We start from the raw sequence: 25804 nt of genomic DNA, 5'->3' as shown, positions 1-25804 counted from the left end.
TTCATTCGTAGAAAGGGGTTCAGCTGTCTTTCGCGGCCTTGTGCCCGTGCACCGCCTGGGCGGTCCGCTGGAACGCGGCGTGCGAACGTTCGTGGGTTCGTTGTGCGACGGCGACGTACAGCAGGTCGAGAACGACCAGCTGCGGGTGCCGTGCGCTGAGCGCGTCCGGCCGGAAGGTCGTCGCCTGGGTTGCGGTGAGCAGGACGATGTCCGCCAACTCGGCCAGCGGGGATCGGGGGAAGCTGGTGAGCGCGATCGTGGTGGCGCCCCGGCTGTTCGCTTCCGCGAGCAGCTCGATCGTCTCGCCGGTCTCGCCACTGTGCGAGATGCCGAGCGCGACGTCGCCGGGCCTCGACAGCGCGGCGCTGGCCAGACCGTTGTGCACGTCGGTCCAGGCCCACACCGGGATGCCGATGCGGTGCAGACTGAACTGCATCTCCTCGCCGACCAGCGCACTTCCGCTGGCGCCGAAGATGTTCACCCGCGGCGCGACGGCAATAGCCCCCGCGGCCCGCTCCACCTCGCCCAGGTCCAGCAGCGTGGCGGTGTCGTGCATGGCCCTGGTGTCAGCGGCCATGATCTGGCCGAGCACGCGCTCCAGGGGGTCCTCGGGCTGGATCTCGCGGCCGATGTCCACGGTCCAGCCGGCCGAGCGGGCCCGTCCGGTCTCCGACGCGATGCCGAGGCGGAGGTCCGCGTACCCGTCGAAACCGACCGCCCGGCAGAACCGGGTGATCGTCGCCGGCGAGGTTCCGCTGCGCTCGGCAAGCTCGACGATGGTGGCCCGGGAGGCCGCCGCCGGGTCAGCGAGCACCTGCTCAGCGACTCGCTGCAGGGCCCCGGTGAAGTCCGGCAGCAACGTCCTGACCCGAGCGAGCACCCCATCGGCGGGTGAGTGGTTCACACCGTTCGTGATGATTCGCTCGCTCCCGTGGTCGTTCCCGGTTCGGGCGGCGCCGCGAACCAGCGAGTCGGCAGCCGCGCTCCACGCGATGCCGTCCATCTCCGGCTCAGCCATCGGACACCCTTTCAGGAAGGACTGTTTACTGTCGCGGTAAAAGTTCTTACTAACGGCCCCCTGCTGTCAAGACTGTGAAGGATGTTTTCAGAACCGTTACCGGCCAGCGCGAATGAACCGATGTTTCGGGACGGCCGGATGACGACCATCGATCCCCAAATGGCCGTTACGACGTGACCGCCATCACATGTCCGAATTACAGCCGTTTTCTACCCGTCCTTTCAGGTTGCGGCGGCAGGCCGATCAGGCATCGACGGCTAGCCCTTTCGGCCGGTCTCCGTGACACGGCGAAACCTCTCCGTTACTCCGGAAACAAGATCAAAAAAATTTCCGGTACGGCATGAGCACCGCCCCCACCACGGCAGTGACGTCGGCTCATCCGAATGGCCGGAATTCTTACCTTTGGTCAGCGCACGTGCGGGGTCGTGGAAGCATCAGGTGACCGCATTCGCAAATCAGGAGAAAAGGGCATGCGACTGCTTCCCGTTTTGATCAGCTCGGCCGTCGCCGGCAGCCTCGTGAGCGCCGCACCGGCCCGGGCGGCGGTCACCTTCGACTTCCACACCAACACCGGATACGTCGACGCCGAGGACCTGCTGCTGGGCTTGAAGTGGGACGGCGCGAAGCTGTCGAAGAAGAGCGCGAAGATCGAGTTCGAGCACAACACCCACATCGTCGAGACGTGGTCGGTCACCTGCGACGACGACCGCCCCTTCGACGCGACACGCAGCGCCCAGGCGATGACGGAATTCCTGACCGCCGCGGCGACCTACCGCGCGGGCGGAACCGAGATCGCCGGGTTCCGGATCACCGGCTCCGACAGTGCGATCTCCGCCACCACCATGAACTTCCTGCCCGGCGCCCCGTGCCCCCACGACGGACACGGCAAGACCGTACGGGAGTCACGCCTGCTGGCCGTCACGACCACCGAGCGCCTGATCGCCGAGCTCGGCAGGACGTACGCCTCGCTCGCCGAGCTGCGCACCGGCCCGGAGGTCGGCGCATGATCAGGCCCCTGGCACTCGCCGCCGCGATCCTGGCCGGCGGCGCCCTCGCCCCGGCACCCGCCTCCGCCGCCGTCCGCTTCGATCCGGCCACCAACACCGGGTTCGTCGACTCCGAGGACGTCCGGAAAGCCTTCGGCTGGGACGCGCAGACCCTGGTGCGCAACGCCCCGGAGATCGGCTTCACCTACCACGTGGGCAAGGAGGAGATCTACTCCCTGCTCTGCGATCGGGAGGTACGAGCCGGGGCCGGCCGGAATCCGGGCAGCACCAGCGCGGGCCTCGTCGCGGTCGTCACGGTCGACCTCGGCAGCGGGGAGCTCAGCGGCTTCCGCATCACCGGTACTTCGTCCGGCGCCTCCAGCATCGGCGTCCCGCCGGCGATCGGGCAACCCTGCCCGGTCGAGGGCGGAGGGGTCGTCCGGAGGGTCACCTACGTGCACACGACGACGACCGAGGCGCTCTCCGCCGAGTTCCGCGATGTGCAGGTCTATCTCACCCAGAAGCGGACCGTCAGCAAGTCACCACCGCCGGCCGCCGGCCGCTGAGCCGCACGCCGGACGAGCCGGCTGTCGCACACCGCTGTCTCAAGTCCCTTCAGACAGCGGTGGCGTCCAGCCGTGGGGGGCCGGGCGTCAGACGGCGGTGTCGCGGACGGCCTGGGCGAAGACCTCGGAGCGGTGCTCGAAGTTCCGGAACCGGCCGTAGCTCGGGGCGGCCGGCGACAGCAGCACCACTCCCCCGGCCGGCGTGATCTTGCGCGCCAGGCGAACGGCGTCGACCAGGTCCTCGGCCGGTTCGGTACGCACCCGGGGCAGCCGGGCCAGCGCCTCCAGGATCCGTGGCCCACTGTCCGGCAGGCCGATCACCGTGAGTTCCCGTTCGGCGAGAAATTCTCGTAACGGCGTGTAATCGAGGCCGCGATCGGTGCCGCCGACCAACACGGTGAGTGGCCGGTTCTCGTACGCCTCGATGGCATGCATGGCGGCGTAGGGACTGGTCGACAACGTGTCGTCGACGAACGTCAGCCCGGACGGGTCCTCGATCTCGGTGAGCCGGTGCGGCAGCCCCCGGAAGGCCCGCACCGCCGTCTCGAGCGTCCCGCGGATCCCGGCCACGTCCACGCCCATCCCGTCCAGCACGGCCAGGGCGACGCACAGGTTGCCCTCGTTGTGCCGGCCCTTCAGGACGAGCGCGTCCCGGCTGAACAGGGCCTCGTCACCGCACCAGAACCGGCCGTCCTCGACCCGGAACCGGGAGTCGGCGGCGGCAGCCGGGACGGGCGGGACCCCGTTCGCTGCGGTGACCCCGCGGATCTCGTCGTGCAGCCGCCGGTCCGTCCCGTTCACCACGATCAGCTCGGGGCCGTACCCGAGAATATTCAGCTTGTCCCGGTAGTACTCGCGTTCACCGCCGTGCGCGTCCAGATGCTCCGGGAACAGCGAGGTGACCACCGCCACCCGCGGCGAGTCGGTCAGGTCGGCGCACTGGTAGCTGGACAGCTCCAGCACGTACAGCTCCGCCTCGGGCATGTCCAGCAGCGGCACCCCGATGTTCCCGCCGTAGGCGTTCGGCCTGCCGACCGCCGTCAGCAGGTGGCTGATCAGGCTGGACGTGGTGCTCTTGCCCTTGCTGCCGGTGACCCCGACGGTCCGGGCGGCGTTGTCGGCCATCCACAGCGCGGTGCCGCCGGTCACCGTGATCCCGCGGTCCCGGAGATCGGTCATGTACGGGTGGGTCGACGGCACCCCCGGCGAACGGACCACCACGTCCGCGCTGACCAGGGCGGCGTGCGCGTGTTCCCCGCCGGCCAGCGGCGCCAGCCGGGCCAGCGCGCCGGTCCATTCGACGGACAGGTAGTTGGGGCTGTCCTCGACCACGATGAGACGGGACGGCTCGTACCGGGCGATCGCGGCCACCGCGGCCCGGCCCTCCCGGCCGGTGCCCCAGACCGCAACCGATCGGCCCCGCAGGTCTGCCAGGCGCACGTCGTCTCCCTGCTCGCGTCGAATCTCGTCGGACCGAACTAATATTGCCCGTCGGCCATAGGCAAGGAGACTCCGGGTGCAGTTCGACGTCATGCGCTTCCCCTCGTACGCGTTCGATCCGGCGACGGGGGTGGCGACGTTCGACTACCTGCTGGACGGCCCGTCACCACTGCGCTTCACCGAGACGGTCACCCTGCCGGTGCCCGCCGACCCGGCCGTGCCGGAAACCCTGACCAGGGTGCTCGACCTGCTGCACGTGGTCGCCGGGGTGAGCTACTTCAAGGTCGGCGCGCCGGCCCGGGTGGTCGCGCCGAAGCCGGTGCCCGCCGAGGCCGCCACCTTCTTCACCGCCGTCTACACCAGGGGCATGGCCGAGTACGCGTACCGCAACCAGCTGCCGCACGTGCTGGAACTCACCGTCGAGACGCCGGGAACCGTCCCCGCCGTGGCACCCGCCGACACCCCGGCCGGCGGGCCGCTCTCCGCGGTCGGCGGCGGCAAGGACTCCATCGTCACGCTGGAGATCCTGCGCGCGGCCGGGCTCGACCCGGTGCCGTTCTCGGTCAACCCGAACCCGGTCATCCAGAACGTGAACGCCGCCTCCGGGCTGCCCGCGCTGGCCGCCCGCCGCAAGCTCGACCCGCTGCTGTTCGAGCTGAACAAGGCCGGCGCGCTGAACGGGCACATCCCGGTCACCGCGATCAACTCGCTGATCGCGATCGCCACCGCGGTCTGGCACGGGCTCGGGCCGGTGGTGATGTCCAACGAGCGGTCCGCCTCCGACCCGAACCTGATCTGGAACGGGCACGAGGTCAACCACCAATGGTCCAAGGGCGTTCTCGCCGAAGGGCTGCTGCGGGACGCGGTCACCGCCTACGCCGGGGTCACCGACGCCTACTTCTCACTGCTGCGCCCGCTGTCCGAGCTGCACATCGCGCAGCTGTTCGCCGGTCACACTGCGTACGATGACGTTGTCACTAGCTGTAACAAGGCCTTCAAGCTCCACGACCCGACGGCCCGGTGGTGCGGTGATTGTCCGAAGTGCCGTTTCGTCTTCCTGGCGATGGCACCGCACATGCCCCGCGAGCGTCTCGCGCACATCTTCGGCCGCGACCTGTTCGCCGATCCCGCCCAGACGCCCGGTTTCCTGGAGTTGCTCGGCGTCGACGCGCACAAGCCGTTCGAATGCGTCGGGGAGGCCGAGGAGTGCCTGGTCGCGCTCTCCATGCTGACCGACGACGCCCCGGTGCTGGTCGCCCTGCGCGCCGCCGTCCCGGATTCGGCCTGGGCCGACGCGTCGCATTCGAACGTCTTCACGCCGGGCGGGCCGCACCACATCCCGGCCGCCTACCGCAAGCTGCTCGACGAGGCGGTCGCTTGACGGTCAGGCCCGCCGGCCGTACCCCGGGGCGGTCGTGACGACCGCGAAGCCTCGCTGAGGTCCGGCCCGCGGGCTCAGGTACGGCCGGCGGGCTCAGGTACGGCGTAGCCGGGGACGGACGGCCAGCGAACGGTCAGCACCACCGACTCCTCGGCGGCGAACCAGGAATGGTCGACCCCGCGAGGCCACACCACGTAGTCGCCCTGCTTGTCGAGAACCACCGTGCGGTCCGGGAACTCCATGTGGAAGCAGCCGCTGATCAGCACCAGCAGCGCGGTACGTGCCTCGCCGCGAACCCACTCGGCCCGCCGGTCGCCACGCGGATGCCGGCCCCACTTGATCTCGACGTCGGTGCTGTGCCTGGGATCGCCCTCCGGCTTGAAATGCCCGAGCAGCCAGCCCCGGTCGGCCAGCGCGTCCGGGTCGGCGTTCCCCACGTAGATCTCTTCTGCCACGCCCCGGAACGCTACCGCCCGCCCCGGCCCGCTCCCGCGGCACCGCAGCCGGCGGCTCGATCCGCGCCTCGGGTGACCACGCTGCCGGGTGGTCCGTGAGCCGCCCGCTACTCCGGCGGGTCGTGGTGGATCCGGGCGGCCGGGACGCCGAGCTGCTGCAGGGCCGCGCTGGTGCTGGCGATCATCAGCGGCGGCCCGGCCACGTAGACCTCGTGGCGGCTCCATTCGCCGTAGGCGGCCACCGCGTCGGTGACCAGCCCGCCCGGGTAGGGGCCGGGGTCGCCCTCGGCCACGACCGGGACGACCGTGGCGCGGGGCGCCGCGGCGGCGAGGGCGTTGAGATCGTCGATGTCGTAGAGCTCGGTGAGGTCGCGCACCCCCCAGAAGAGGACCGCCTGGCGGGTGTCGGCGGTGGCGGCGAGTTCGGCGAGCATCGCCTTCATCGGGGCCACGCCGGTGTCGCCCGCGATCATGAGGACGCCGCGACCGCGCTCCGCGGGGAGGGTCATGGTGCCTTCGGCCCTGGTCACGCGGATGCGGTCGCCGGGGCGGGTGTGGTGGACCAGGGTGCCGCTGACGCCGGTCTCGGTCTTGGCGCGGACGTGCAGTTCGATGAGGTCGTCGCGGTGCGGGGCGCCGGCCAGCGAGTACGGCCGCCAGACGCCGGGGACGGCGGGAACCTCGAAACGGGCGTACTGGCCGGGGCGGTACGGCAGCGGCAGGAACGGCCGGAGCCGGAGCACGGCGAGGTCGTCGCGGCGCAGGTCGTGCTCGACGACCTCGGTGTCCCAGACGGTCGGCTGGTATGCGGTGAGCGTGCCGCCGTGCACGATCCACTCGTAGGTGTGCTGCCACGTCCAGCGCCACGCGTGGTCGAAGTCCTGCCGCCAGGCGCCGGGGGCCATGCCGGCACGCATCGCCTCGGCCAGGGCGGCTCCCACGACGTGCATCTGGTTCCACTGGATGCCGCACTCGGCGAGGGCCGCGCCCAGCTGGGAGCAGCCGGTGACCAGCAGCGGCGGGTTCTCCATGTGGTGGACCAGCCAGGTGATGGCGGCGGCCAGCCGGGCACGCTGGGCGGCCGGGTCGCCGGGCAACGATGCGAGCAGTTCCGGGCGGGCCTGTCGCAGTGCCTGCCACAGCCGGCCGGCGACCTCGTCGGGGCCGCCGGCGAACGTCAGGCTGGTGCTGAGCAGTCGCTGGGTGTCGCGCAGCGCCTGGTCGTCGGCCGGGTCCATGCCGTCCCGGGAGGGACCGGAGGCGGTCGGTTGCAGACGCGGGATGGACGGGTAGACCTGGGCCGGTGGGAACTCGGTGCCGGGGGCGCCGATCGGCCGGGCCCCGGCGACGGGCGGGATGTTCGGCACCGGGGTCGCCGGCCCGGACGGGTTGACGCCGCCGACCGGTGGTATCGACGAGCGGGACGCCCGTGGCTGCAGGCCGGCGCGGCCCAGGGTGGCTCCGGGGTCGCCGCGCCAGAGCAGGCCGGAGTCGGCGTGGCGGGTCCGCTCCGGTTCGGCGTCGGAGGATCGTCCGCGGGCAGCGAAGTACGGCGTCTCGGCGACGGTGGTCTCCTCCGACTCGTCGTCGTCGGGCTTCTTCTTGCGTGCCGCCATCTCGGAGAGTGCGGCCGCGGCGTCATTGGCACCGGCGTTCGCCGCCTCGGGAGCGTTCTGGCGCAGCCGGATCGCGCGCAGCAGGGAAAGCAGATGCGGATCCGCCCCCTGTCCCGAACCAGACGACACCGACACCTCCCGGTTCCTTAGACTCCAGAACCCTACCCGCAACCGCATGACGGCACCCGGCGAATAATGCCGTTGTGCCAGCACTGACCATCACCAGCCCGGACGATCCGCGGATCGGTGACTACCGCGCCCTCACCGACGTCGAACTGCGCACCCGGTGGGAACCGCCGAACGGGCTGTTCATCGCCGAGGGTGAGCTGGTCATCGAGCGGGCGCTGCGGGCCGGGTACACCATGCGGTCGGCGCTTGTCGACGAGAAACGCGTGGACCAGCTGACCGGGTTGCCGCCGGAGGCGCCGCTGTACACCGCTCCCCCGGCCGTCCTCGAGTCGATCACCGGCTTCCATGTGCACCGGGGGATCCTGGCGTCGTTCCACCGGCGTACGCTGCCGGATCTGCCGGAGGTCCTGCGGAACGCACGGAACCTGGCCGTCCTGGAGGGGCTCAACACCCACACCAACCTGGGCGCGCTGTTCCGGAGCGCGGCAGCCCTCGGTATCGACGCCGTGGTGCTGTCGCCGAACTGCGCGGACCCGCTCTACCGGCGGGCCGTGCGGGTCAGCATGGGTGAGGTGTTCGCCATTCCGTACGCGAAATCGGACGACTGGCCGGCGACTCTCCGGGAGATCCGCGCCGCCGGGTTCACGCTGCTCGCCATGACCCCGGCACCGGACGCCGTGGCGATCGCGCACCTGAGCCCGGAACAGCGGGAGCGGCCGGCGCTGATGCTCGGTGCCGAGGGTCCCGGGCTGACGCGTACCGCGCTGGAGGCGGCCGACGTGCGCGTGGTCATCCCGATGCACAACAACGTCGACTCGCTGAACGTCGCGACCGCCGCCGCGGTGGCCTTCTACGAGCTGACCCGTTAGCCGCGCGGGACGAGACGGCCGCCGGTCCAGGCCAGGCCCATTCCGGCGGCCAGCAGGAGCAGCGCTCCGACGGTCGGCACCGGCTGCGCCATCGTCGTCCCGGCACCCATCGTGACGGCCGCGAGCATCAGCAGCACGCCGTCGGCCGGGTTCACCAGCTTCGAACGGAAGACCGCCCAGCCGAGCAGGAGTACCCCGGACGCCGCGATCGCCACGGCTCCGGTGGACAGCTCGTCGATGCGTCCGTCGGCCAGTGGGGCGCTCGCCACGACGGTGGCCTCGGGGAGACCGGTGAACCCCACCAGCAGGACCGCGCCCGCCAGGGTGACGAGCAGGCCGGCCAGCGCGCAGCCACGGCTCCGGGAGCCGGCGAGCAGGCCCGCCAACGCGATCAGGGCGATCAGCGCGAGCCACCCGGCGAGCAGGCCGACGACGAGCGGGCCGGGCAGTCCCTGGGCGCCGAGGGTCAGCCAGCCGTAGAGCACGGCCGCGGCGGGCAGAGCCCAGAGGGCGAGTCTCGCGTACCTCCGGACGGACCAGATCCAGATCGCGTCCCGGACCGGCAGGAAGTGGCTGTCCGGCTCCGCCCGGGCCGCCGCGCCGACCCAGGCGGGTGCGACCCGCAAGGGCCGTCCGCTAGCCGTCTGATGATGGCTGATGCTCATGGCTCCGCCTCGGTAGCAGGGGCAACAAGCCGAGCGGCCGGGGGCACCGGTCGGGAATCCTGCTGCGAAGCATGCCAAAAAGACACGGCGGGATGCGGCAGATCTCACAAAGTCAGCGTTTCTCCACCTGCGTCCGGCCGGCGTAGTTGGCGCCTCCGAGGGCCGCCGTCGGAGGAATGACGTCCGGCGCCGGGAGGCCGGGCCGGGTGCCGGTCGCGTCCGCCTCGGCCTGCCGCACCTCGGCGTCCACCCGCTGCGCCTCGGCAGCGGCCGCTTCGGCGGCCTCCGCCGCCTCACGTTCGACGGCGCCGGCGTCGACGCCCGGCCGGGGCTGGTCACCGACCATGTTGCCGAGGCCGCCGAGCGCGCCGCCAAGACCCTCGAGGGCCTTGCTCAGCTCGGTCGGCAGGATCCACACCTTGTTGGCGGTGCCGTTGGCGATCTGCGGCAGCGACTGCAGGTACTGGTAGGCGAGCACCTTCTGCGACGGGTTGGCCTGGTGGATCGCGTCGAAGACGGTGCGGATGGCCTTGGCCTGACCCTCGGCCTGCAGGATCCGGGCCTGCCGGTCCCCGTCGGCACGCAACACCTGGGACTGCTTCTCGCCCTCGGCGGTCAGGATGGCGGCCTGCTTGTGACCCTCGGCGTTCAGGATCGTGGCCCGGCGTTCCCGCTCGGCGCGCATCTGCTTCTCCATCGAGTCGCGGATGCTGGGCGGCGGCTCGATGGCCTTGATCTCGACCCGGGTGACCTTGATGCCCCAGCGGCCGGTGGTCTCGTCGAGCACGCTGGAGAGGTGCTTGTTGATCTGGTCACGGCTGGTCAGGGCGCGTTCCAGGTCGAGCGAGCCGATCACGTTCCGCAGCGTGGTGACGGTGAGCTGCTCGATGGCCTGCAGGAAGTAAGAGATCTCGTAGGTGGCCCGCACCGGGTCCACGACCTTGAAGTAGAGCACCGTGTCGATCGAGACGACCAGGTTGTCGGACGTGATCACCGGCTGGGGCGGGAACGAGACGACCTGCTCCCGCATGTCGACCTTGGTGCGCACCGCGTCGATGAACGGGACCAGCAGATTGAGGCCGGGTGACAGGGTCCGCTTGTACTTCCCGAGCCGTTCGACCACGTCCATCCGCTGCTGCGGGACGATCCGCACCGACTTGGCGACCGTGATCACCACGAAGAGAACGATGACTACACCCAGGACTGCCAATATTGCTTCCATGACGTCTCCCTAGACATTGGGTAGGTCGTCGTGCCATACCAGAAGCGTTGCGCCGCGTAACCGGACAATCCGGACGTGCTCGCCCGGCGCGAAGGTCTCCCGTTCGTCGACCGAGCGGGCCTGCCACAGCTCGCCGTCGATCTTGACCATGCCGCGGTCACCGGTCACCTCGTCGATGACGGTCGCCTGAGAACCCTCGATCGCCTCGATGCCGAACGGCCTCTCCCCAGTCTCCAGCGCCGGCCGGGCGTGCCGCAGGATCACCGGGCGCAGTGCCGCCACCGAGACGCCGGAGACCATGGCGAACACGATGACCTGGATCAGCGGACCGGCGCCGAGCGCGGCGGCACCCGCCGCGGCCAGGGCACCCGCGGCGAAGAACACGACCAGGATCGTCGCGGTGAAGGCTTCGGCGATGGCTAGGACTACGGCAAGGACCACCCAGAGAACGGCTTCCACTCCTCGATCGTGGCACGCCCGAGCACTCTGAGGGAGTAGCCGAACACGGTCCGAACAGTTAGACCCATCAGTTCCTAGTCGGAAAGGACCCCACCGTGTCGTTGCTTCCGGAGACCTGCCGCCGGATCGATGAGATCGCATTCCGGGCGCAGTCCGCCGGTCGGGTGCCGTCCCTCGCTCTCGCGATCGTCCGCGACCGCGCGGTTCTGCACTTCACGGGCGCCGGCGAGCAGCCCCGGCCGGACCCGAAGACCCAGTACCGGCTCGGCTCGATCACCAAGACCGTCACCGCGACCCTGGTGATGCAGCTGCGCGACGAGGGCTTCTTCGCCCTCGACGACCTGCTCTACCGCCATCTGCCGGGCACCCCGATCGGCGGCGTGACCCTGCGCCAGCTGCTCGGGCACGTCTCCGGCCTGCAGCGCGAACCGGACGGGCCGTGGTGGGAACGCCGCCCCGGCGGCGATGTGGACCAGCTGCTGGCCGAGCTGACGTACGAGAAGCTGGCCGGCGCGCCGTACCGCCGCTACCGCTACTCGAACCTGGCCTACGGCCTGCTCGGCGCGGTCCTCGAACGGGTCACCGGTACGCCCTGGGGCGAGCTCGTCGGCAAACGCGTCCTCGACCCGCTCGGCATGAAACGCACCACCTACCACCCGGTCGAACCGTACGCCCGCGGCTATGTCGTCCACGCTCTCGACGGCAGCCTGCACGAGGAGCCGCGCCCCGACACCGGCGCCATGGCCCCGGCCGGACAGCTCTGGTCCACGATCACCGACATGGCCAAGTGGGCCGGATTCCTGGCCGACCCGGCTCCGGCCGTACTGGCCCGCGAGACCGTCGACGAGATGTGCGCCCCGGTCGTCATCGGCGACCTCGAGTCCTGGACCGCCGGGCACGGCCTCGGGCCGCAGCTGTTCCGGGTCGGCGAACGCGTCTACGCCGGGCACGGCGGCTCCATGCCCGGCTACGTGTCGCACCTCGCCGTGCACCGCCGCAGCCGGCTCGGTGTCGTCGTGCTCGCCAACGGCTACGGCCTCGACGGCGCCGGGATCCAGCAGGTCAGCCTGGACGCGCTGACCGCCGCCCTGGACAGCGAGCCGGTACCGGTGGCGCCCTGGCGCCCGCCCGCGCCGCCGCGCGGTGAGGCCGCCGAGATCGGTGGCCGCTGGTGGTGGATGGGCCGCGAGTACTCGATCACCGCGGACGGCGACACGCTGCTGATGACCGGGCCACGCCATGCGACGTGCTTCGCACGGGAGGCCCCGGACCGCTGGCGCGGCCTGCGCGGCGACAACGAGGGCGAGGTGCTGCGAATCCTGCGCACTCCCGATGGCAGCCCCGGACGCCTGGACATCGCCACCCACCTCTTCAGCCGCGACCCCGGCCAGCTTGCCTGAAAGATCCCCATATCGTACGGGCCACGCCCGCCCCGACCGCATCAAGCGCGTCCTCAGGTCGCGCCACCGCGACACCCGGAGCCACTCCCGCCCATCAGCGCGCCGCAAGGGCTGCGGCGCCCCCGGGCCGGCGAGCCGTACCCCCGGCACGGCACGCGCATCACATGCCTGACGTACGGCCGGCGGGCGTGGGTGTACGGCCGGTGGGAGCGGGCGGACGGCCGGCCGGTGAGGGGGCGGTCCGGGTGGAGAGGCCGAGGGCCAGGCCGGCGGCGACCGCGGCGATGCCCAGCCACACCGGCGGGGCCGGGGCGGGCCCACCCAGGGCCACACCGGTGACCGCGGCGGCGATCGGCGCCACGCCGGTCAGCAGACCCGAGGGGCCGGCACCGATGCGGGCCACACAGGTGTACCAGAGCAGGAACGCGACGGCGGTCACCAGGACGGCCAGGTAGGCGCCGGCCAGCAGGTCGTCGAGGCGAAGGGCGGCGACCGCGCCCGGACCTTCGAGGGCGAGTCCGAGGACAGCGAAGATCGCGGCGCCCATCCAGGTGGCGTGCACGGACACTCCCAGCGGGCCGTGCCGGCCGAGGACCGGCACCGCGAGCAGGGTGAACGCCGCCTCGCAGCCGAAGGTGACGGCCGCCCAGAACAGGCCGGTGGCGTCGGTACGGCCGAGTCCCTGGACCAGGATGGCGCCGACGGTCACCACGACCGCGGCGGTGAGGATCCGGGCGGCCGGGCGGCGGCCCTCCAGCAGTGGCCCGACGGCGGCCAGGATGATCGGCACGCAGGCGACGGCGACGCCGATGACCGCGGGTTCGGCGTGGCGGGAACCCTGGACCAGCGCCACGTTGAAGATCAGCAGGCCGGTGACGGTCACCCCGAGCAGCCAGAGCCACTCGGCGCCGCGCGGCCGGGTCAGCGCGGCGGCGGGACCGGCGGAGCGGGACCGGGACCGCCCGCGACCGGCGAGCCGGAAGCGGTGGGCCCAGGCGAGCAGCAACAGGCAGGCGGCGGTGTAGCGGAGTGCCTGGACGGTGAGCATCGGCGCGTCGGCCAGGTGTCCAGAGACGGCGACGCTGCCACCGACGAACGCCATTCCGAGCGCGCCGGCCAGAGCGGGGAGAGCTTTCATGACTTGATGCTCGACCAGAGTATGGTCCGGTTCGAGGACCAATCCGGCGGCTATCGGGAGGACCAATTTCCGGCTCGGATTTTCTGCAGCTACGCGCGGGCGGCGCTCCGGCCAAGGGGCTGACCTCCTGGCTGACCGAGGGACTGCGCTCGGCGGTCGCGGCCGGCCGGCTGGCTCCCGGATCACGGCTGCCCGCCACCCGGCTGCTCGCGGGTGAGCTCGGCGTCTCCCGCGGTGTGGTGGTGCAGGCCTACCAGCGGCTCGTCGACGAGGGGCTGGCCGAGGCACGGACCGGCTCCGGCACGGTGGTCACCGGGCGCGGCGTGGACCGTACCGCCCGGCCGGCCGGTGACCGGCGGCGGACCCTCGACGAGCTGCGCCTGCCGATCTCCACCCCGGACGGCATCGACATCGACCTGTCCCCGGGCATCCCCGACCTGTCGGCCTTCCCGCGGGCGGCCTGGCTGCGGGCCGAGCGGGCGGTGCTGGACCGGGTCACCGGGGCCGATCTGCGGTACGGCGATCCGGGCGGCGCACCACGGTTGCGTGCGGCGCTGGTGGACTGGCTCGGCCGTACCCGGGGAGTGCGGTGCGAAGCGGACGACGTCGTGGTCACCGCGGGCGTCGCGCAAGGGCTCGCCCTGCTCGCGCAGGTGTTGCGGCGCCGGGGCACGAACGCCGTAGCGGTGGAGGACCCCGGCTCCCGGGGCGCCGCGGACCAGCTGGCGTTCTGGCGGGTACGGCAGGTGCCGGTGCCGGTCGACGAACACGGTATGCGGGTCGGTGAGCTGACCGCCTCCGGGGTGGACGCGGCCGTCCTCACGCCGGCGCACCAGTTCCCGACCGGAGTGGTGCTGTCACCGGAACGCCGCCGGGAACTGCTCGCCTGGAACGGTCTCGTCATCGAGGACGACTACGACGCGGAGCACCGGTACGACCGGGCACCCGTCGCCGCGCTGCAGGGTTCGGCACCGGACCGGGTCGCCTACCTCGGCAGCGTGTCGAAGTCACTGGCTCCGGCGATGCGGACCGGCTGGCTGATCGCCCCGCGCGGGCTGCAGGCCGAGCTGCTCGCCGCCAAGCACGCCACCGACCTGGGCAACCCGGCCATTCCCCAGCTGGTGCTGGCGCAGCTGCTGTCCTCCGGAGACCACGACCGACATCTGCGCGCGGTCCGTACCCGCCAGAGGTCCCGCCGGGACGCCCTGCTCGCCGGACTGCGCGCGCATCTGCCGGAGGCCCGCGTCGCCGGGGTCGCGGCCGGGCTGCATGTGCTGGTGCTGCTGCCCGGCACGGCCGACGACGTGGCCCTCGCCGAGCGGGTGGCCGCGGCGGGCGTACTGGTGCAGCCGTTGTCGTGGCATCGGCACCGCGCCGGACCGCCGGGCCTGGTGATCGGCTACGCCGCACACCCGCCGGACCGGCTGGCCGAGGCCGCCGCCCGCATAGGCCGCGCCCTGAACAGGCCTTCCGAGACCCGATGACCGCATCGCGCCCGCTCAGGTCGAGGTGCCCTCGACCTGAGCTTCCCGGGGCGCGATGCCCGCGAGCCGGAGGCGAGCCATCCTACTCAGTGACGAAGTCGATGAGCCGCTCCATCGAGTTGATGAGCGGCGTCTCGACGTCCTTGTAGGAGCTCACCGAGGCCAGGATGCGCCGCCACATGTCGGCCGGCTCACGCACGCCGGCCGCCTCGCAGACGCCCTCCTTCCAGGGCCGGCCGGGCGGGATGACCGGCCACGCGCGCAGCCCCACCCGTTCGGGCTTCACCGCCTGCCAGACGTCCACGTAGGGATGACCGGTGACCAGCACGTTCGGGTCGGTGACGGCGGCGACGATGCGGCTCTCCTTGGACCCGGGGACCAGATGGTCCACCAGGACGCCCAGCCTGCGATGACGGCTCGGACCGAACGCGGCGACCGCACCGCTCAGGTCGTCGATGCCGTCGAGCGGCTCCACGACGACACCCTCGATACGCAGGTCGTCGCCCCAGATCCGTTCGACCAGAGCCGCGTCGTGGATGCCCTCCACCCAGATCCGGCTGGCCTTCGCGACCTGCGCCTTCACGTCGTCGAGGGCGATCGACCCGGACGCGGTCACCCGGCGCTGCCGCTGCTGCTGCCGCGGAGCGGGCCTGACCAGCGTGACCGTCTCCCCGTCGAGCAGGAACGCGGCCGGCGTGAGCGGGAAGTTCCGGCGCTTGCCGAACCGGTCCTCGAGCACCACGGCACCGAGCTCGAACCCGACGACCGCCCCGCAGAAGCCGGAGTCCGCGTCCTCGACGACCAGATCCGGTTCGGCCTCCACCTCCGGGATCACCTTGCGGCGGCGCCAGTTGCCCGCCATCACATCCTCCCCATACATGTCCCGCACTGTATGCGCGATCACGGACACACCCTCGGTGACGCTCCGACCCGAGACAACTCTCACGACCTCCACGTACCCTTGCTCGCATGTCACCCGCAGCCGATGCGGCCACCCGTACCGCACGCCGCTCCACCCGGTTCGTGACTTGGGTGCGCGCCTGGCGCGCCGGTCTCGTCCCGTTCGACGAGCTGGCCGACGAGATCGCAGCGGACGAGGAGCACCTCGTCGCCGACGCACCCGGCACGTGGACGGACGTCCCGCTCAGCCAGGGCCTGCCGGTCTTCGCGAAGCTGCACCCCGACGAGATCCGCCTGGTCCTTCCGGTTCCCGGCGATCCGCGCGGCCTGCCCGGCCCGGGCGAGCTGACCGGCGCCGCGATGCTCGCCGGCGAGGCGGTGATGACGCCGCAGTTCGGGGTGGTACCCGAGGTCCGGCGGCACACCTCCGGCTCCGGTGTGGAGTTCGAGACGGTGCTGTGGCGGGTGCATCCGGCGCCCGAGCACCGGGCCGTCTTCCAGATGGGCGCCGCCGAGGCGGAGGCGCAGCTGACGGCGGCTCTCGGCGAGGCCACCGCCCGGCTCACCAAACTCGACGTGGCGCAGTGGAAACCCGAGCTGGCCGGCGCACTGCAGGCGTTGCGCCGCCCGGAGAGCACCGACACGCTGCCACCCGGCTTCGACCCGCGCTCGCGGCGGTTGTTCGCCCGCGCCGGCGTTCTCGACCAGGTGCTGGCCCTCGCCGGTTCGAACGCGCCGGGCGGCGCGGTCAACGGTTACGAGGCCCAGCAGCGCGACGAGGCCCTGCGCCCGCTCACCGCGGCCTGCCGCCAGGCGCTGGTGGCGGCCTGCAACTCCCCGCTGCAGCCGTGACGTCCGTGCAGGACCGTTACGCGCACTGCACGTTCTGCGGTGCCCGGTTCACCTCCGGTCAGCCGTGGCCACGCCGGTGCGGTGCCTGCGGCGAGACCAGCTATCTGAACCCGAGTCCGGTGGCGGTCGCGGTGCAGCCGGTCGGGACCGGCCTGCTGGCGGTACGCCGCGGCATCGCCCCCGCCCGGGGGCTGCTCGCACTGCCGGGCGGGTTCATCGACGTCGGCGAGACCTGGCAGGCGGCCACGGTCCGCGAACTGTTCGAGGAGACCGGGGTCAAGTCCGATCCGGCCGAGGTACGCCACTACGACACGGTCAGCGCCCCGGACGGGACGATCCTGGTGTTCGGCCTGCTGCCGGCCCTGGCGAGCACGCGTCACCTGCCACCGCCCCCGGTGGAGGACGAGACGCTGAGCCGCGAGGTGCTCCGCGGGCCCACCCAGCTGGGTTTCAGCATCCACACCGCGATCGCCACCCGCTGGTTCGCCGGGCGGTAGGGCTAGCCGTCCCCGGACGCACCGTCAGTCGATCAGGCCGCCCCTGACCAGTTCGTCGAGCAGCAACTGGATCGCGGGGGCGCAGCGGTCCCGGTCGGCCGACGTGAACCAGCCCAGTTCGGCGATCTCGGCGGCCGGTGCCGGCTCGCCGGTCGCGCCGCCGCCCCGGAAACAGACCAGGCGCACGCGGGTGCCGGGCGGCCGGTTGTGCGCCGGGGCGTCGATGGTGACGTACGGGCTCAGGCCGGCCGGATCGACGACCAGGCCGACCTCCTCGGCCACCTCCCGGGCGGCCGCCTCAGCGTCCGTCTCACCGGGCTCCGGCTTGCCGCCGGGCAGGTAGAACGCGTCCGACCCGGTGGCCCGGACGGTCAGGACCCGCCGGTCCCGCACATGCACCCAGGCGGCCGCGACGACCACGCCGGCGACCGTCATGCGAGCACGAACGGTTCGCCGGCCTCGAAGCGGGCCAGGTGGTCCAGGGTCATCGGCACCGAACCGGCGAGGTCGGCCGGCATCGCCTCGGGCGCGAAGAACCCGGCGTCCACTGTCTCGTCGGTGACCCGGAGCAGGTCACCGGACCACGAGTCGACCCGGACGGCCAGGGACACATGCTGGTACGTCGCCCCGAACACGTTGGTGTGCAGGTGTTCTCCGGAGTGGAGGGCGAACGGGGTGACGCTGTGCGCGGTGAGGCCGGTCTCCTCGTACACCTCCCGGATCGCGCATTCACGCAGCGTCTGGCGCAGCTCCATGGTGCCGGCCGGCAGCGCCCAGCGGCCGTTGTCGGCGCGCCGGATCAGCAGGACCCGCCCGTCCGGGTCGCGGAGCACCGCCCGCGCGCCCATCGTGAGCAGAACCGGCTCGTCCCCGGTCATCGCCCGCAATCTGCCGAGGTACGACTCTTCCCACGATGGCACGCACGGACGCTATCAGGACCGGCCTCAGATCTCGTCGATCAGGTCGGCGACCGAGTTGATGATGCGCGACGGCCGGTACGGGTAGGTCTCGGCCTCCATCCGGCTGCTGATTCCGGTCATCACCAGGATCGTCTCCAGCCCCGCCTCGAGGCCGCACAGCACATCGGTGTCCATCCGGTCGCCGATCATGGCGGTGGTCTCGCTGTGCGCGCCGATCGCGTTCAGCGCCGACCGCATCATCATCGGGTTCGGCTTGCCGACGAAGTACGGCTTGACCCCGGTCGCCTTGGAGATCATCGCGGCGACCGAGCCGGCCGCCGGGAGCAGGCCCTCGTTGGACGGCCCGGTGGCGTCCGGGTTCGTGCAGATGAACCGGGAACCGGCGCTGATCAGCCGGATCGCCTTGGTGATCGCCTCGAAGCTGTAGGTGCGGGTCTCGCCGAGCACCACGTAGTCCGGCTCGAACTCGGTGAGGATGTACCCGGCCGCGTGCATGGCCGTGGTCAGGCCGGCCTCGCCGATCACGTAGGCGGTGCCGCCGGGCCGCTGGTCGGCCAGGAACTGCGCGGTCGCCAGCGCGGCCGTCCAGATCGAGTTCTCGTCGACGTCGAAGCCCATCCGGTAGAGGCGGGCCTGCAGGTCGCGCGGCGTGTAGATGGAGTTGTTGGTGAGGATGAGGAACGGCTTGCCCGACTCCTTCATCCGGTTGACGAACTCAGGTGCGCCCGGCACCGGCTCTCCCTCGTGGACGAGGACACCGTCCATGTCGGTGAGCCAGCTCTCGATCGCCTTGCGCTCCTTCATCGGGGGGCTCCTCGTCGCGCGGGTGGGGGGCAGCAGTCCGCGGGGCAGACGTCCCAGACCGGGAGCGTACCGAGTGCGCTCCGGGAATGATCATCGGTCCGTTCCTGGACCATCCGGCGGATCATCGACACGAAGTCCGGGTGAACACCGGGGGTGGCGGCGCGGGCGTACCCGAGACCGAGCCGTTCGGCGGTCTCCTTCGCCTCGTTGTCCAGGTCCCAGAGGACCTCGAGGTGATCGGAGACGAAGCCGATCGGGCTGACCACCACGTCGGTCACGCCCTTCTCGGCGAGAGCCTCCAGGTGGTCGTTGATGTCCGGTTCCAGCCACGGCACCTGCGGCGGGCCGGAACGGCTCTGCCAGACCAGGTCGTACGGAAGGTCGGCGGCCGCGCCGGCGTGCACCAGCCGGGCCGTCTCCTCCAGCTGGGCGTTGTAGCGCCCGCCGGTGGGCCCCGCGGTCTCGGCCATGCTGACCGGGATGGAGTGGGCGGTGAACACCAGGCGGGTGGTCGCCCGGCGGGCCGGCTCGAGCCGGCCGAGAGCGTCGCGGACGGCCTCGGCGTGCGGGCCGACGAAGCCCGGGTCGTCGTGGAACTGCCGCAGCTTGGCGATCCGCGGAGCCCGCGGGCCGACGTGCGCCCGTGCCGCGGCGATGTCCTCCCAATACTGCTTGCAGGAGGAATACCCGCCGTACGCGCTGGTGGCGAAGCCGAGAGCGTTCTCGACACCGTCGTCGCGCATCTGCGCCACCGTGTCGGCCAGCATGGGATACCAGTTGCGGTTGCCCCAGTACGCCGGCAGGCCGATGCCGTGCGCGGCGAACTCGGTCTCGACCGCGGCCAGCAGGTCACGGCACTGCTGGTTGATCGGGGACACCCCGCCGAAGTGCATGTAGTGCTCAGCCACCTCGGCGAGGCGCTCGTCGGGGACGCCACGCCCGCGGACCACGTTCCGCAGGAACGGCATCACGTCATCGGGCTTCTCAGGGCCACCGAAGGAGAGCAGGACGAACGCGTCGTAAACCACTCGCCCATCCTGCCACCGGGCTGTGCCGCAACGGCCTTTGCCTGCCCTTCAGGCCCTCGCCTGTGACGTGGTCGACAGCCCGCCGGGGCCGCCGCCCCGATCCGGGCGGTCAGGCCCCGATGGCGTGGTAGCCCCCGTCGACGTGCACGATCTCGCCGGTGGTGGCCGGGAACCAGTCGGACAGCAGCGCGCAGATCGCCTTGCCGGCGGCCGCGGTGTCGTACAGATCCCAGCCGAGCGGTGACCGCTCCGCCCACGCGTCCTCGAACTGCTCGAAGCCGGGGATCGACTTGGCCGCCATGGTGCGCAGCGGGCCGGCCGCCACCAGGTTGCTGCGGATGCCCTGCTTGCCCAGGTGCAGCGCGAGGTAGCGGGAGGCGGACTCGAGTCCGGCCTTGGCCACGCCCATCCAGTCGTAGACCGGCCACGCGCTCGTGGCGTCGAAGGTCAGGCCGACGATGCTGCCGCCGTTCGGCATGAGCGGAAGGCAGGCGGTGGCCAGCGACTTGTACGAGAACGTCGACACGTTCAGCGCGGTGGCGACGTCCTCCCACGGCGCGTCCAGGAACCCGCCGCCGAGGCAGGTCTGCGGCGCGAAGCCGATCGAGTGGACCACGCCGTCCAGCCCGTCGACGTGCTCGCGGACCTTGTCGGCCAGTCCGGCCAGCTGTTCCGGGTTCGTCACGTCCAGTTCGATGACCGGCGCCGGCTCCGGCAGCCGCTTGGCGATCCGCTCCACCAGGGAGAGGCGGCCGAAGCCGGTCAGCACGACCGTCGCCCCCTGCTCCTGGGCGATCTTCGCCGCCGAGAAGGCGATCGAGGCGTCGGTGATGACACCCGTGATGAGCAGCCGTTTACCGGCCAGCAGTCCAGACACTTTGATTACTCTCCTGAAAAAGTTCCCGAGCTTTCAGTGGCCCATTCCGAGACCACCGTCGACCGGCAGCACGGCGCCCGAGATGTAAGCCGCACTGTCGCTGGCCAGGAAGGTGACCGCCGCGGCGACCTCGTCGGCGGCGGCGAGACGACCGGCCGGAACGGCCTTGATGATCTCCGCCTTGCGGGAGTCCGGCAGGACGGCGGTCATCTCCGTCTCGATGAAGCCGGGCGCTACGACGTTGGCGGTGATGTTGCGGCCGCCCAGCTCACGCGTGATGCTACGGGCCATGCCGACGAGGCCGGCCTTGCTCGCCGCGTAGTTCACCTGGCCGGGTCCGCCGTACAGGCCGACGACCGACGAGATGAAGATGATCCGGCCCCACTTGGCGCGCAGCATCTTCATGCTGGCCCGCTTGGCGACCCGGAACGAGCCGGTCAGGTTGGTGTCGACGACCCGCTCGAACTGCTCCTCGGTCATCCGCATGAGCAGCGTGTCGTCGGTGATGCCGGCGTTGGCCACCAGGACCTCCACCGGGCCGAGCTCGTTCTCCACGAAGGTGAACGCCGCGTCGATCGCGTCCGAGTCGGTGATGTCGCACTGCACGCCGAACAGGCCGTCCGGAACCCCCGAGCCACGGTGGGTGACAGCGACACGGTCACCCTGCTTCGCGAACGCCTGCGCAATGGACAGGCCGATACCGCGGTTTCCTCCGGTCACCAGAACGGTGCGAGCCACAACACACTCCTTCGACAGGCGTCACGGGTTCACTCAGGGTCACAGCGGCCCTCTGAGGAGCGAGACTATCGGCCCGCCGTCCCACGACCGAGGGACGGGCCCGCCGACTTACACGCCGTTCAGTGTGGGGCCGATTTTCTTAAGTTGCGATTAAGGAGTACGCTCCCAACCGGTCCCAGGCCCGACGACGTATGGAGGTGATCGCTGTGCGAGATAGCGATCCTCCCAGTCGTGGCCGGGACGCTCGTCAGCGTTTCTGACCGCTGACCAGATCTCCCTCCGCATGCCACCGGCCCGGAAAAGGCCGGCGTCGTAGCGTGCGGTGGTTCCGGCCGCGAAGTGACCCAGCCTCAGCAAAGTCACCAGCGGAAGACGGTTTCATCATGAAGAACTTCGTCGCGCCCCTCGGTTTCACCCTGCTCTCGGCGTGGGTGGTCGTGCTGTTCGTCCTTGCGCACAACACGCCCTAAGGCAACCGGGACGTCCACAACAGGCTCATCGCGGCGCCGGCCAGCCCCAGCAGCAGGCCGGCAGCGGCGTACCACTGCGTCACCTCGCGCGGCTCGGTGCGGTGCCCGATCGAGCTGCCCATGTCCTCGTACACCTGCTTCAGCTCGCTGACCGACGCGGCCTCGTAGAAGTAGCCCTTCGTCTGCTCGGCCAGATCCTGCAGCGACAGCCGGTCCACCGGCACCTTCTGCACCGAACCGCGGATGTCGACCACACCGTTGTCGGTGCCGAACGCGATGGTCGACACCGGCACGTTGGCCTGCGCGGCCGCGGTCGCCGCGTCCTCGATCGACCGGCCCGACGTGCGGTAACCGTCGGAGAGCAGCACGATCCGGGCCGGCGGCGCACCGTCGGCACCGTCCGACGGCACCATCCGGATCGCGTCGAGCGAGGTGAACACCGCCTCCCCGGTGGCGGTCGCCTCGGCCAGTGTCAGCCCGTCGATCGCCGCGATCACCGCGGACCGGTCCTTCGTCGGCGCCACCTGCACGTTCGCCGCTTTCGCGAACGACACCAGCCCCAGGTTGTACGTGGGCGGCAGCTCGCTGACGAACGCCTTCGCCGCCTCCTGCGCCGCCTCGATCCGGCTCGGCTCCACGTCCTCGGCCTGCATCGACAGCGAGACGTCGATGGCCAGCATCACGGTGGCCCGCTCGAGCGGCTCCTCGGTGTCGACCGACGGGCGGGCCGTCGCGGCCGCCAGCGCACCGAGCATCAGCAGGAACGCGCCCGCCGACGCGTGCCGCCGCCAGCCCAGGCCCTTCGGTGCGAGCGTGCGCAGCAGGTCGACGTTGGTGAACCGCATCGCGTACTGCCGCTTGCGGAACTGTCGCCAGACGTACGTCCCGGCCATGGCCAGGACCGGCAGCAACATCAGCAGCCACCACGGCTCCAGGAAACGGATCATCGTGTGGTCCCTCGGGTACGGGCGTGGCGCTGAGCGGCCACGAAGCGGACCATGTCGAGCAGCCAGTCGGTGTCGGTGCGCAGCCGCAGATGAGCGGCACCGGCCGCCCGCAACGCGCGGGCGATCGCGGCACGCTGCTCCCCGGCCGCTTCCGCGTACCGCCGGCGCAGTTTCGGATCGGACGTCTGGACCTCGTGCAGCATCCCGGACTCCGGGTCGGCGAGCGTCAGCACACCGACGTCCGGCAGCTCCAGCTCACGCGGGTCGACCACCTCGATGGCCAGCACGTCGTGGCGCACCCCGAGTTTCTTCACCGGCCGGGCCCAGCCCTCCACCGGCGCCAGGAAGTCGGAGATCACCACGGCCACGCCACGCCGCCGGGGTGGCCGGTTCAGCATGTCGATCAGGGCACCCAGGTCGGTGCGGCCGGGCCGGACTCTGGTCCCGGCGATCGCCCGCAGCAGGCCCTGCGCCTCCTTGCGGCCGGGCCGCGCCGGAAGACGCAACACCGGGGACGAGGGCGGCGGCTCGGCCTTGGCGGCCGCCTTACGGCGCCACCAGCTCCCGCCCGGTTCCTTCTCGGGTACGCCGGAGCCGGTGCCCACCACGGCGCCGATCCGGTTGCCGCCCCGGACGGTGAGGTGAGCCATCGCCGTGGCGGCCGCGATCACCAGGTCCCGTTTCAGCCATTTCGCGGTACCGAAGTCGAGACTCGCCGACAGGTCCACCGCCAGCCAGGTCTCCAGTTCGCGGTCGGCGACGGTGCGGCGCACGTGCGGCATCGTGGTCCGGGCCGTCACCGGCCAGTCCATCCGCCGCACGTCGTCGCCGGGCCGGTACTCCCGGGACTCGCCGGCCTCACTGCCCGGCCCCGGGAGCAGGCCGGCGTAGTCACCCTGGAGCAGGCCGTCGAGTTTGCGGGTGACGAGCAGCTGCAGCTTGGCCAGGACAGCCTCGGCCCGCGCCGCCTCGTCCGGGGCGACGGGCATCGGGGCGCCCGGTGCGGTCATGCGGACTGACCGGGCCAGTTGCCGCCCGGCTGTTGCGGGCGGCCGTTCTCGTAGACCACGGCCGGGACACCGCTGGTCGGCTGCACCCCGCCCGGCCCCTGGGGACCGGGTCCCTGCGGAGCCGGTCCCTGAGGGCCGGCGACGAAGTGCGTGGCCGAGGGCTGGCCGGCCGTCACCGGGGTCAGCGGGCCCGGGTGCGCCGGGACCGGCTGGCCGGGCTGCCCGGGCTGCCCCAGCGGACCGAACGGGCCGGGCTGCCCCGGCTGCGGCTGGCCGTTCGGCGAGCCCTGCCGGGAGGAGACCTGCGGCGGCGGGACCATCTGCATGATCCGGGCCACGATGTGGTCGGCCGGGATGTCGTCGGCCAGCGCGTCGTAGCTGAGCACCAGCCGGTGCCGCAGGATGTCCGGCGCGATGTCCTGCAGGTCCTGCGGGAGCGCGTAGTCACGGCCGCGCAGCAGGGCCAGAGCGCGGGTGGCCCGGACGATGCCGAGCGATGCACGGGGGCTGGCGCCGTACTGGATCAGCTGGGCCACGTCGGGCATGCCGTGCTGCGCCGGGGCCCGGGTCGCGAGCACCAGCCGGACGGTGTAGTCGACCAGGGCGTTGTGAACGAACACCTGGTCGGCGCGGCGCTGCAGCGCCAACAGGTCGGCCGGGGTGAAGATCTGCTTCGGCTCGGGGGCGCTCACGCCCATCCGGTAGACGATCTCGCGTTCCTCGGCGTCGGTCGGGTAGCCCACGACGATCTTCATGAGGAAGCGGTCCCGCTGCGCCTCCGGCAGCGGATAGACGCCCTCCTGCTCGATCGGGTTCTGCGTGGCCATCACCAGGAACGGGTCGGGCACGTCGTAGCTCTTGCCGCCGATCGACACCTGGTGCTCGGCCATCACCTCCAGCAGCGCCGACTGCACCTTCGCCGGCGCGCGGTTGATCTCGTCGGCGAGCAGGAAGTTGACGAACACCGGGCCGAGCTCGACGTCGAACTGCTCACTCGACTGCCGGTAGATCCGGGTGCCGACGATGTCGGCGGGCACCAGGTCGGGGGTGAACTGCACCCGGGAGAACGTGCCGCCGACCACCTTGGCCAGGGTTTCCACCGCGAGGGTCTTGGCCACCCCGGGCACACCCTCCAGCAGGCAGTGACCGCGGGCCAGCAGGGCCACGAACATCCGCTCGACCATCCGGTCCTGGCCCACGATGACCCGCTTGACCTCGAACATGGCGCGCTCGAGCTGCGACGCGTCCCGCGCCGGCGGCACCGGCACGCCGGACTCGGCGCTGGTCTCGGTCTCGGGCGTGCTCGGCTGCGCCACCGGTCCTCCACAACGATCGAGATCGCCGGCACGTCATTGCCGACGCTCAAGACTTACACGACACCCAACAACACACGGCTGAGAGGTTCCTAAGAGCCCGATCGCCGGGCCCACTGCACGGCAGCATAGGGACCCCTGTCGCCGTCCGGGCGTCATCACCGCCGGATCCGGATGTCTTCGCAGCCCAGAGTGCCATGGGCCGAAGGTGTGGATCTTTCTGCGCGATCCGCCGGATCGGGCACCGTCACCGGGTACTCACGCGACCTTGCGAAGCGTGTAGCATTTGCCTCGTCGCCGGGCGGCTTCCCCCGTGGCCGCCCGGCGCTCAAACTTTTCCGCTCCCATCCGTACTGTTACGGCATGGTCGAGGACTTCCTGCAGATCCAGCCCCAGCTCACGCCACCGATCGCACCGCAGTGCTCGGCCAAGGGCTGCCGGGCCGCGGCCGAGTGGAAGCTGCACTGGAACAACCCGAAAATCCACACGCCGGAGCGCCGGAAGACCTGGCTGGCCTGCGGCGATCACCGGTCCACCCTGGGCAGCTTCCTCGAGGCGCGCGGTTTCCTGCGTGAGGTCACTCCCTTCGCCTCGTCGGACGGTGCGATCGTCTCCTAGGC

26 protein-coding genes and 1 pseudogene are annotated in these 25804 nt (G+C 71.4%); 9 read left to right on the top strand and 18 right to left on the bottom strand.

The window, feature by feature from the left end; all coding sequences use genetic code 11:
* Nucleotides 1-19 precede the first annotated feature (19 nt).
* The gene (locus tag AB0G04_RS23765; protein WP_360986517.1) at nucleotides 20-1018 is read right to left on the bottom strand and encodes a MurR/RpiR family transcriptional regulator; all 999 of its coding nucleotides are present in this window, start codon (nucleotides 1016-1018) and stop codon (nucleotides 20-22) included.
* A 470-nt stretch (nucleotides 1019-1488) separates the two neighbouring features.
* Here AB0G04_RS23765 and AB0G04_RS23760 point away from each other — a divergent pair, with 470 nt between their 5' ends.
* Together AB0G04_RS23760 and AB0G04_RS23755 are read left to right on the top strand one after the other, a co-directional pair.
* Complete coding sequence (locus AB0G04_RS23760) at nucleotides 1489-2025, top strand: hypothetical protein (RefSeq protein WP_360986514.1); 537 nt, start codon at nucleotides 1489-1491, stop codon at nucleotides 2023-2025.
* Complete coding sequence (locus AB0G04_RS23755) at nucleotides 2022-2570, top strand: hypothetical protein (RefSeq protein WP_360986511.1); 549 nt, start codon at nucleotides 2022-2024, stop codon at nucleotides 2568-2570. The genes AB0G04_RS23760 and AB0G04_RS23755 overlap by 4 nt, the downstream gene beginning before the upstream one ends.
* Nucleotides 2571-2657: 87 nt before the next feature.
* Here AB0G04_RS23755 and murD read toward each other — a convergent pair whose 3' ends face one another.
* Entirely contained in the window at nucleotides 2658-4010 is a 1353-nt protein-coding gene (gene murD / locus AB0G04_RS23750) for a UDP-N-acetylmuramoyl-L-alanine--D-glutamate ligase (RefSeq protein ID WP_360986508.1), read from the bottom strand.
* A gap of 91 nt (nucleotides 4011-4101) precedes the next feature.
* On the opposite strand from murD, the gene AB0G04_RS23745 reads away from it, so the two are divergent.
* A complete protein-coding gene (locus AB0G04_RS23745; protein ID WP_360986674.1) occupies nucleotides 4102-5391 on the top strand; it encodes a hypothetical protein in 1290 nt (429 codons plus the stop codon).
* A 74-nt stretch (nucleotides 5392-5465) separates the two neighbouring features.
* Here the strand turns inward: AB0G04_RS23745 and AB0G04_RS23740 are convergent, their stop codons facing one another.
* Entirely contained in the window at nucleotides 5466-5846 is a 381-nt protein-coding gene (locus AB0G04_RS23740; protein WP_360986505.1) for a signal peptidase I, read from the bottom strand.
* Nucleotides 5847-5953: 107 nt separating this feature from the next.
* The gene (locus AB0G04_RS23735; RefSeq protein WP_360986502.1) at nucleotides 5954-7591 is read right to left on the bottom strand and encodes a flavohemoprotein; all 1638 of its coding nucleotides are present in this window, start codon (nucleotides 7589-7591) and stop codon (nucleotides 5954-5956) included.
* Nucleotides 7592-7665: 74 nt separating this feature from the next.
* Between AB0G04_RS23735 and AB0G04_RS23730 the strand changes: the two genes are divergently transcribed.
* Nucleotides 7666-8460 (top strand): RNA methyltransferase, encoded by a 795-nt coding sequence (locus tag AB0G04_RS23730; protein WP_360986499.1) that lies wholly within the window; start codon nucleotides 7666-7668, stop codon nucleotides 8458-8460.
* On the opposite strand, the gene AB0G04_RS23725 is transcribed toward AB0G04_RS23730, so the two are convergent.
* From AB0G04_RS23725 to AB0G04_RS23715, 3 genes are all read right to left on the bottom strand, one after another.
* Complete coding sequence (locus AB0G04_RS23725; RefSeq protein ID WP_360986496.1) at nucleotides 8457-9086, bottom strand: hypothetical protein; 630 nt, start codon at nucleotides 9084-9086, stop codon at nucleotides 8457-8459. The two genes, AB0G04_RS23730 and AB0G04_RS23725, sit on opposite strands and share 4 nt — an antisense overlap.
* Nucleotides 9087-9237: 151 nt before the next feature.
* A complete protein-coding gene (locus tag AB0G04_RS23720; protein ID WP_360986493.1) occupies nucleotides 9238-10347 on the bottom strand; it encodes an SPFH domain-containing protein in 1110 nt (369 codons plus the stop codon).
* A 9-nt stretch (nucleotides 10348-10356) separates the two neighbouring features.
* The gene (locus tag AB0G04_RS23715) at nucleotides 10357-10806 is read right to left on the bottom strand and encodes an NfeD family protein (RefSeq protein WP_360986490.1); all 450 of its coding nucleotides are present in this window, start codon (nucleotides 10804-10806) and stop codon (nucleotides 10357-10359) included.
* 95 nt (nucleotides 10807-10901) lie between these two features.
* On the opposite strand from AB0G04_RS23715, the gene AB0G04_RS23710 reads away from it, so the two are divergent.
* Nucleotides 10902-12206 carry a serine hydrolase domain-containing protein gene (locus AB0G04_RS23710; protein WP_360986487.1) on the top strand — a complete coding sequence of 435 codons (1305 nt, stop codon included), beginning with the start codon at nucleotides 10902-10904 and terminating at the stop codon, nucleotides 12204-12206.
* Between the two features lie 160 nt (nucleotides 12207-12366).
* On the opposite strand, the gene AB0G04_RS23705 is transcribed toward AB0G04_RS23710, so the two are convergent.
* Nucleotides 12367-13344, bottom strand: a complete 978-nt coding sequence (locus AB0G04_RS23705) for a DMT family transporter (protein ID WP_360986484.1) — start codon at nucleotides 13342-13344, stop codon at nucleotides 12367-12369.
* A gap of 41 nt (nucleotides 13345-13385) precedes the next feature.
* On the opposite strand from AB0G04_RS23705, the gene AB0G04_RS23700 reads away from it, so the two are divergent.
* Nucleotides 13386-14828 (top strand): PLP-dependent aminotransferase family protein, encoded by a 1443-nt coding sequence (locus AB0G04_RS23700; RefSeq protein WP_360986671.1) that lies wholly within the window; start codon nucleotides 13386-13388, stop codon nucleotides 14826-14828.
* An 82-nt stretch (nucleotides 14829-14910) separates the two neighbouring features.
* Here AB0G04_RS23700 and AB0G04_RS23695 read toward each other — a convergent pair whose 3' ends face one another.
* Nucleotides 14911-15708 (bottom strand): DUF3097 domain-containing protein, encoded by a 798-nt coding sequence (locus tag AB0G04_RS23695; RefSeq protein ID WP_360986481.1) that lies wholly within the window; start codon nucleotides 15706-15708, stop codon nucleotides 14911-14913.
* A gap of 89 nt (nucleotides 15709-15797) precedes the next feature.
* On the opposite strand from AB0G04_RS23695, the gene AB0G04_RS23690 reads away from it, so the two are divergent.
* Nucleotides 15798-16580, top strand: a complete 783-nt coding sequence (locus AB0G04_RS23690; protein ID WP_360986478.1) for a hypothetical protein — start codon at nucleotides 15798-15800, stop codon at nucleotides 16578-16580.
* Between the two features lie 5 nt (nucleotides 16581-16585).
* Entirely contained in the window at nucleotides 16586-17077 is a 492-nt protein-coding gene (locus AB0G04_RS23685) for an NUDIX domain-containing protein (RefSeq protein WP_360986668.1), read from the top strand.
* A 24-nt stretch (nucleotides 17078-17101) separates the two neighbouring features.
* On the opposite strand, the gene AB0G04_RS23680 is transcribed toward AB0G04_RS23685, so the two are convergent.
* The 9 genes and pseudogenes from AB0G04_RS23680 to AB0G04_RS23640 all read right to left on the bottom strand — a co-directional run.
* The gene (locus AB0G04_RS23680; RefSeq protein ID WP_360986475.1) at nucleotides 17102-17512 is read right to left on the bottom strand and encodes an NUDIX domain-containing protein; all 411 of its coding nucleotides are present in this window, start codon (nucleotides 17510-17512) and stop codon (nucleotides 17102-17104) included.
* Nucleotides 17509-17955 carry an NUDIX domain-containing protein gene (locus AB0G04_RS23675; RefSeq protein ID WP_360986666.1) on the bottom strand — a complete coding sequence of 149 codons (447 nt, stop codon included), beginning with the start codon at nucleotides 17953-17955 and terminating at the stop codon, nucleotides 17509-17511. The genes AB0G04_RS23680 and AB0G04_RS23675 overlap by 4 nt, the downstream gene beginning before the upstream one ends.
* A gap of 66 nt (nucleotides 17956-18021) precedes the next feature.
* Nucleotides 18022-18801: an HAD-IIA family hydrolase gene (locus AB0G04_RS23670; protein ID WP_360986472.1), complete on the bottom strand. Its 780-nt coding sequence runs from the start codon at nucleotides 18799-18801 to the stop codon at nucleotides 18022-18024.
* Nucleotides 18798-19829: a ferrochelatase gene (locus tag AB0G04_RS23665; protein WP_360986469.1), complete on the bottom strand. Its 1032-nt coding sequence runs from the start codon at nucleotides 19827-19829 to the stop codon at nucleotides 18798-18800. The genes AB0G04_RS23670 and AB0G04_RS23665 overlap by 4 nt, the downstream gene beginning before the upstream one ends.
* Before the next feature lie 109 nt (nucleotides 19830-19938).
* Complete coding sequence (gene fabI / locus AB0G04_RS23660) at nucleotides 19939-20706, bottom strand: enoyl-ACP reductase FabI (protein ID WP_360986466.1); 768 nt, start codon at nucleotides 20704-20706, stop codon at nucleotides 19939-19941.
* Between the two features lie 33 nt (nucleotides 20707-20739).
* Nucleotides 20740-21444 carry a 3-oxoacyl-ACP reductase FabG gene (gene fabG, locus AB0G04_RS23655; protein WP_360986463.1) on the bottom strand — a complete coding sequence of 235 codons (705 nt, stop codon included), beginning with the start codon at nucleotides 21442-21444 and terminating at the stop codon, nucleotides 20740-20742.
* A gap of 466 nt (nucleotides 21445-21910) precedes the next feature.
* Nucleotides 21911-22861 (bottom strand): VWA domain-containing protein, encoded by a 951-nt coding sequence (locus AB0G04_RS23650; RefSeq protein ID WP_360986460.1) that lies wholly within the window; start codon nucleotides 22859-22861, stop codon nucleotides 21911-21913.
* Nucleotides 22858-23871 (bottom strand): DUF58 domain-containing protein, encoded by a 1014-nt coding sequence (locus AB0G04_RS23645; protein ID WP_360986457.1) that lies wholly within the window; start codon nucleotides 23869-23871, stop codon nucleotides 22858-22860. The genes AB0G04_RS23650 and AB0G04_RS23645 overlap by 4 nt, the downstream gene beginning before the upstream one ends.
* Nucleotides 23872-24158: 287 nt before the next feature.
* Nucleotides 24159-25187, bottom strand: a pseudogene (locus AB0G04_RS23640) (MoxR family ATPase); the annotation flags it as partial.
* Nucleotides 25188-25547: 360 nt separating this feature from the next.
* Between AB0G04_RS23640 and AB0G04_RS23635 the strand changes: the two are divergent.
* On the top strand, nucleotides 25548-25802 hold the full coding sequence (locus AB0G04_RS23635; protein ID WP_360986454.1) for a hypothetical protein: 255 nt from the start codon (nucleotides 25548-25550) through the stop codon (nucleotides 25800-25802).
* The last annotated feature ends 2 nt before the right edge of the window (nucleotides 25803-25804 follow it).

Source organism: Actinoplanes sp. NPDC023801 (assembly GCF_040639655.1).
Classification (GTDB): domain Bacteria; phylum Actinomycetota; class Actinomycetes; order Mycobacteriales; family Micromonosporaceae; genus Actinoplanes.
This window is presented reverse-complemented; position numbering and strand designations above follow the sequence as displayed.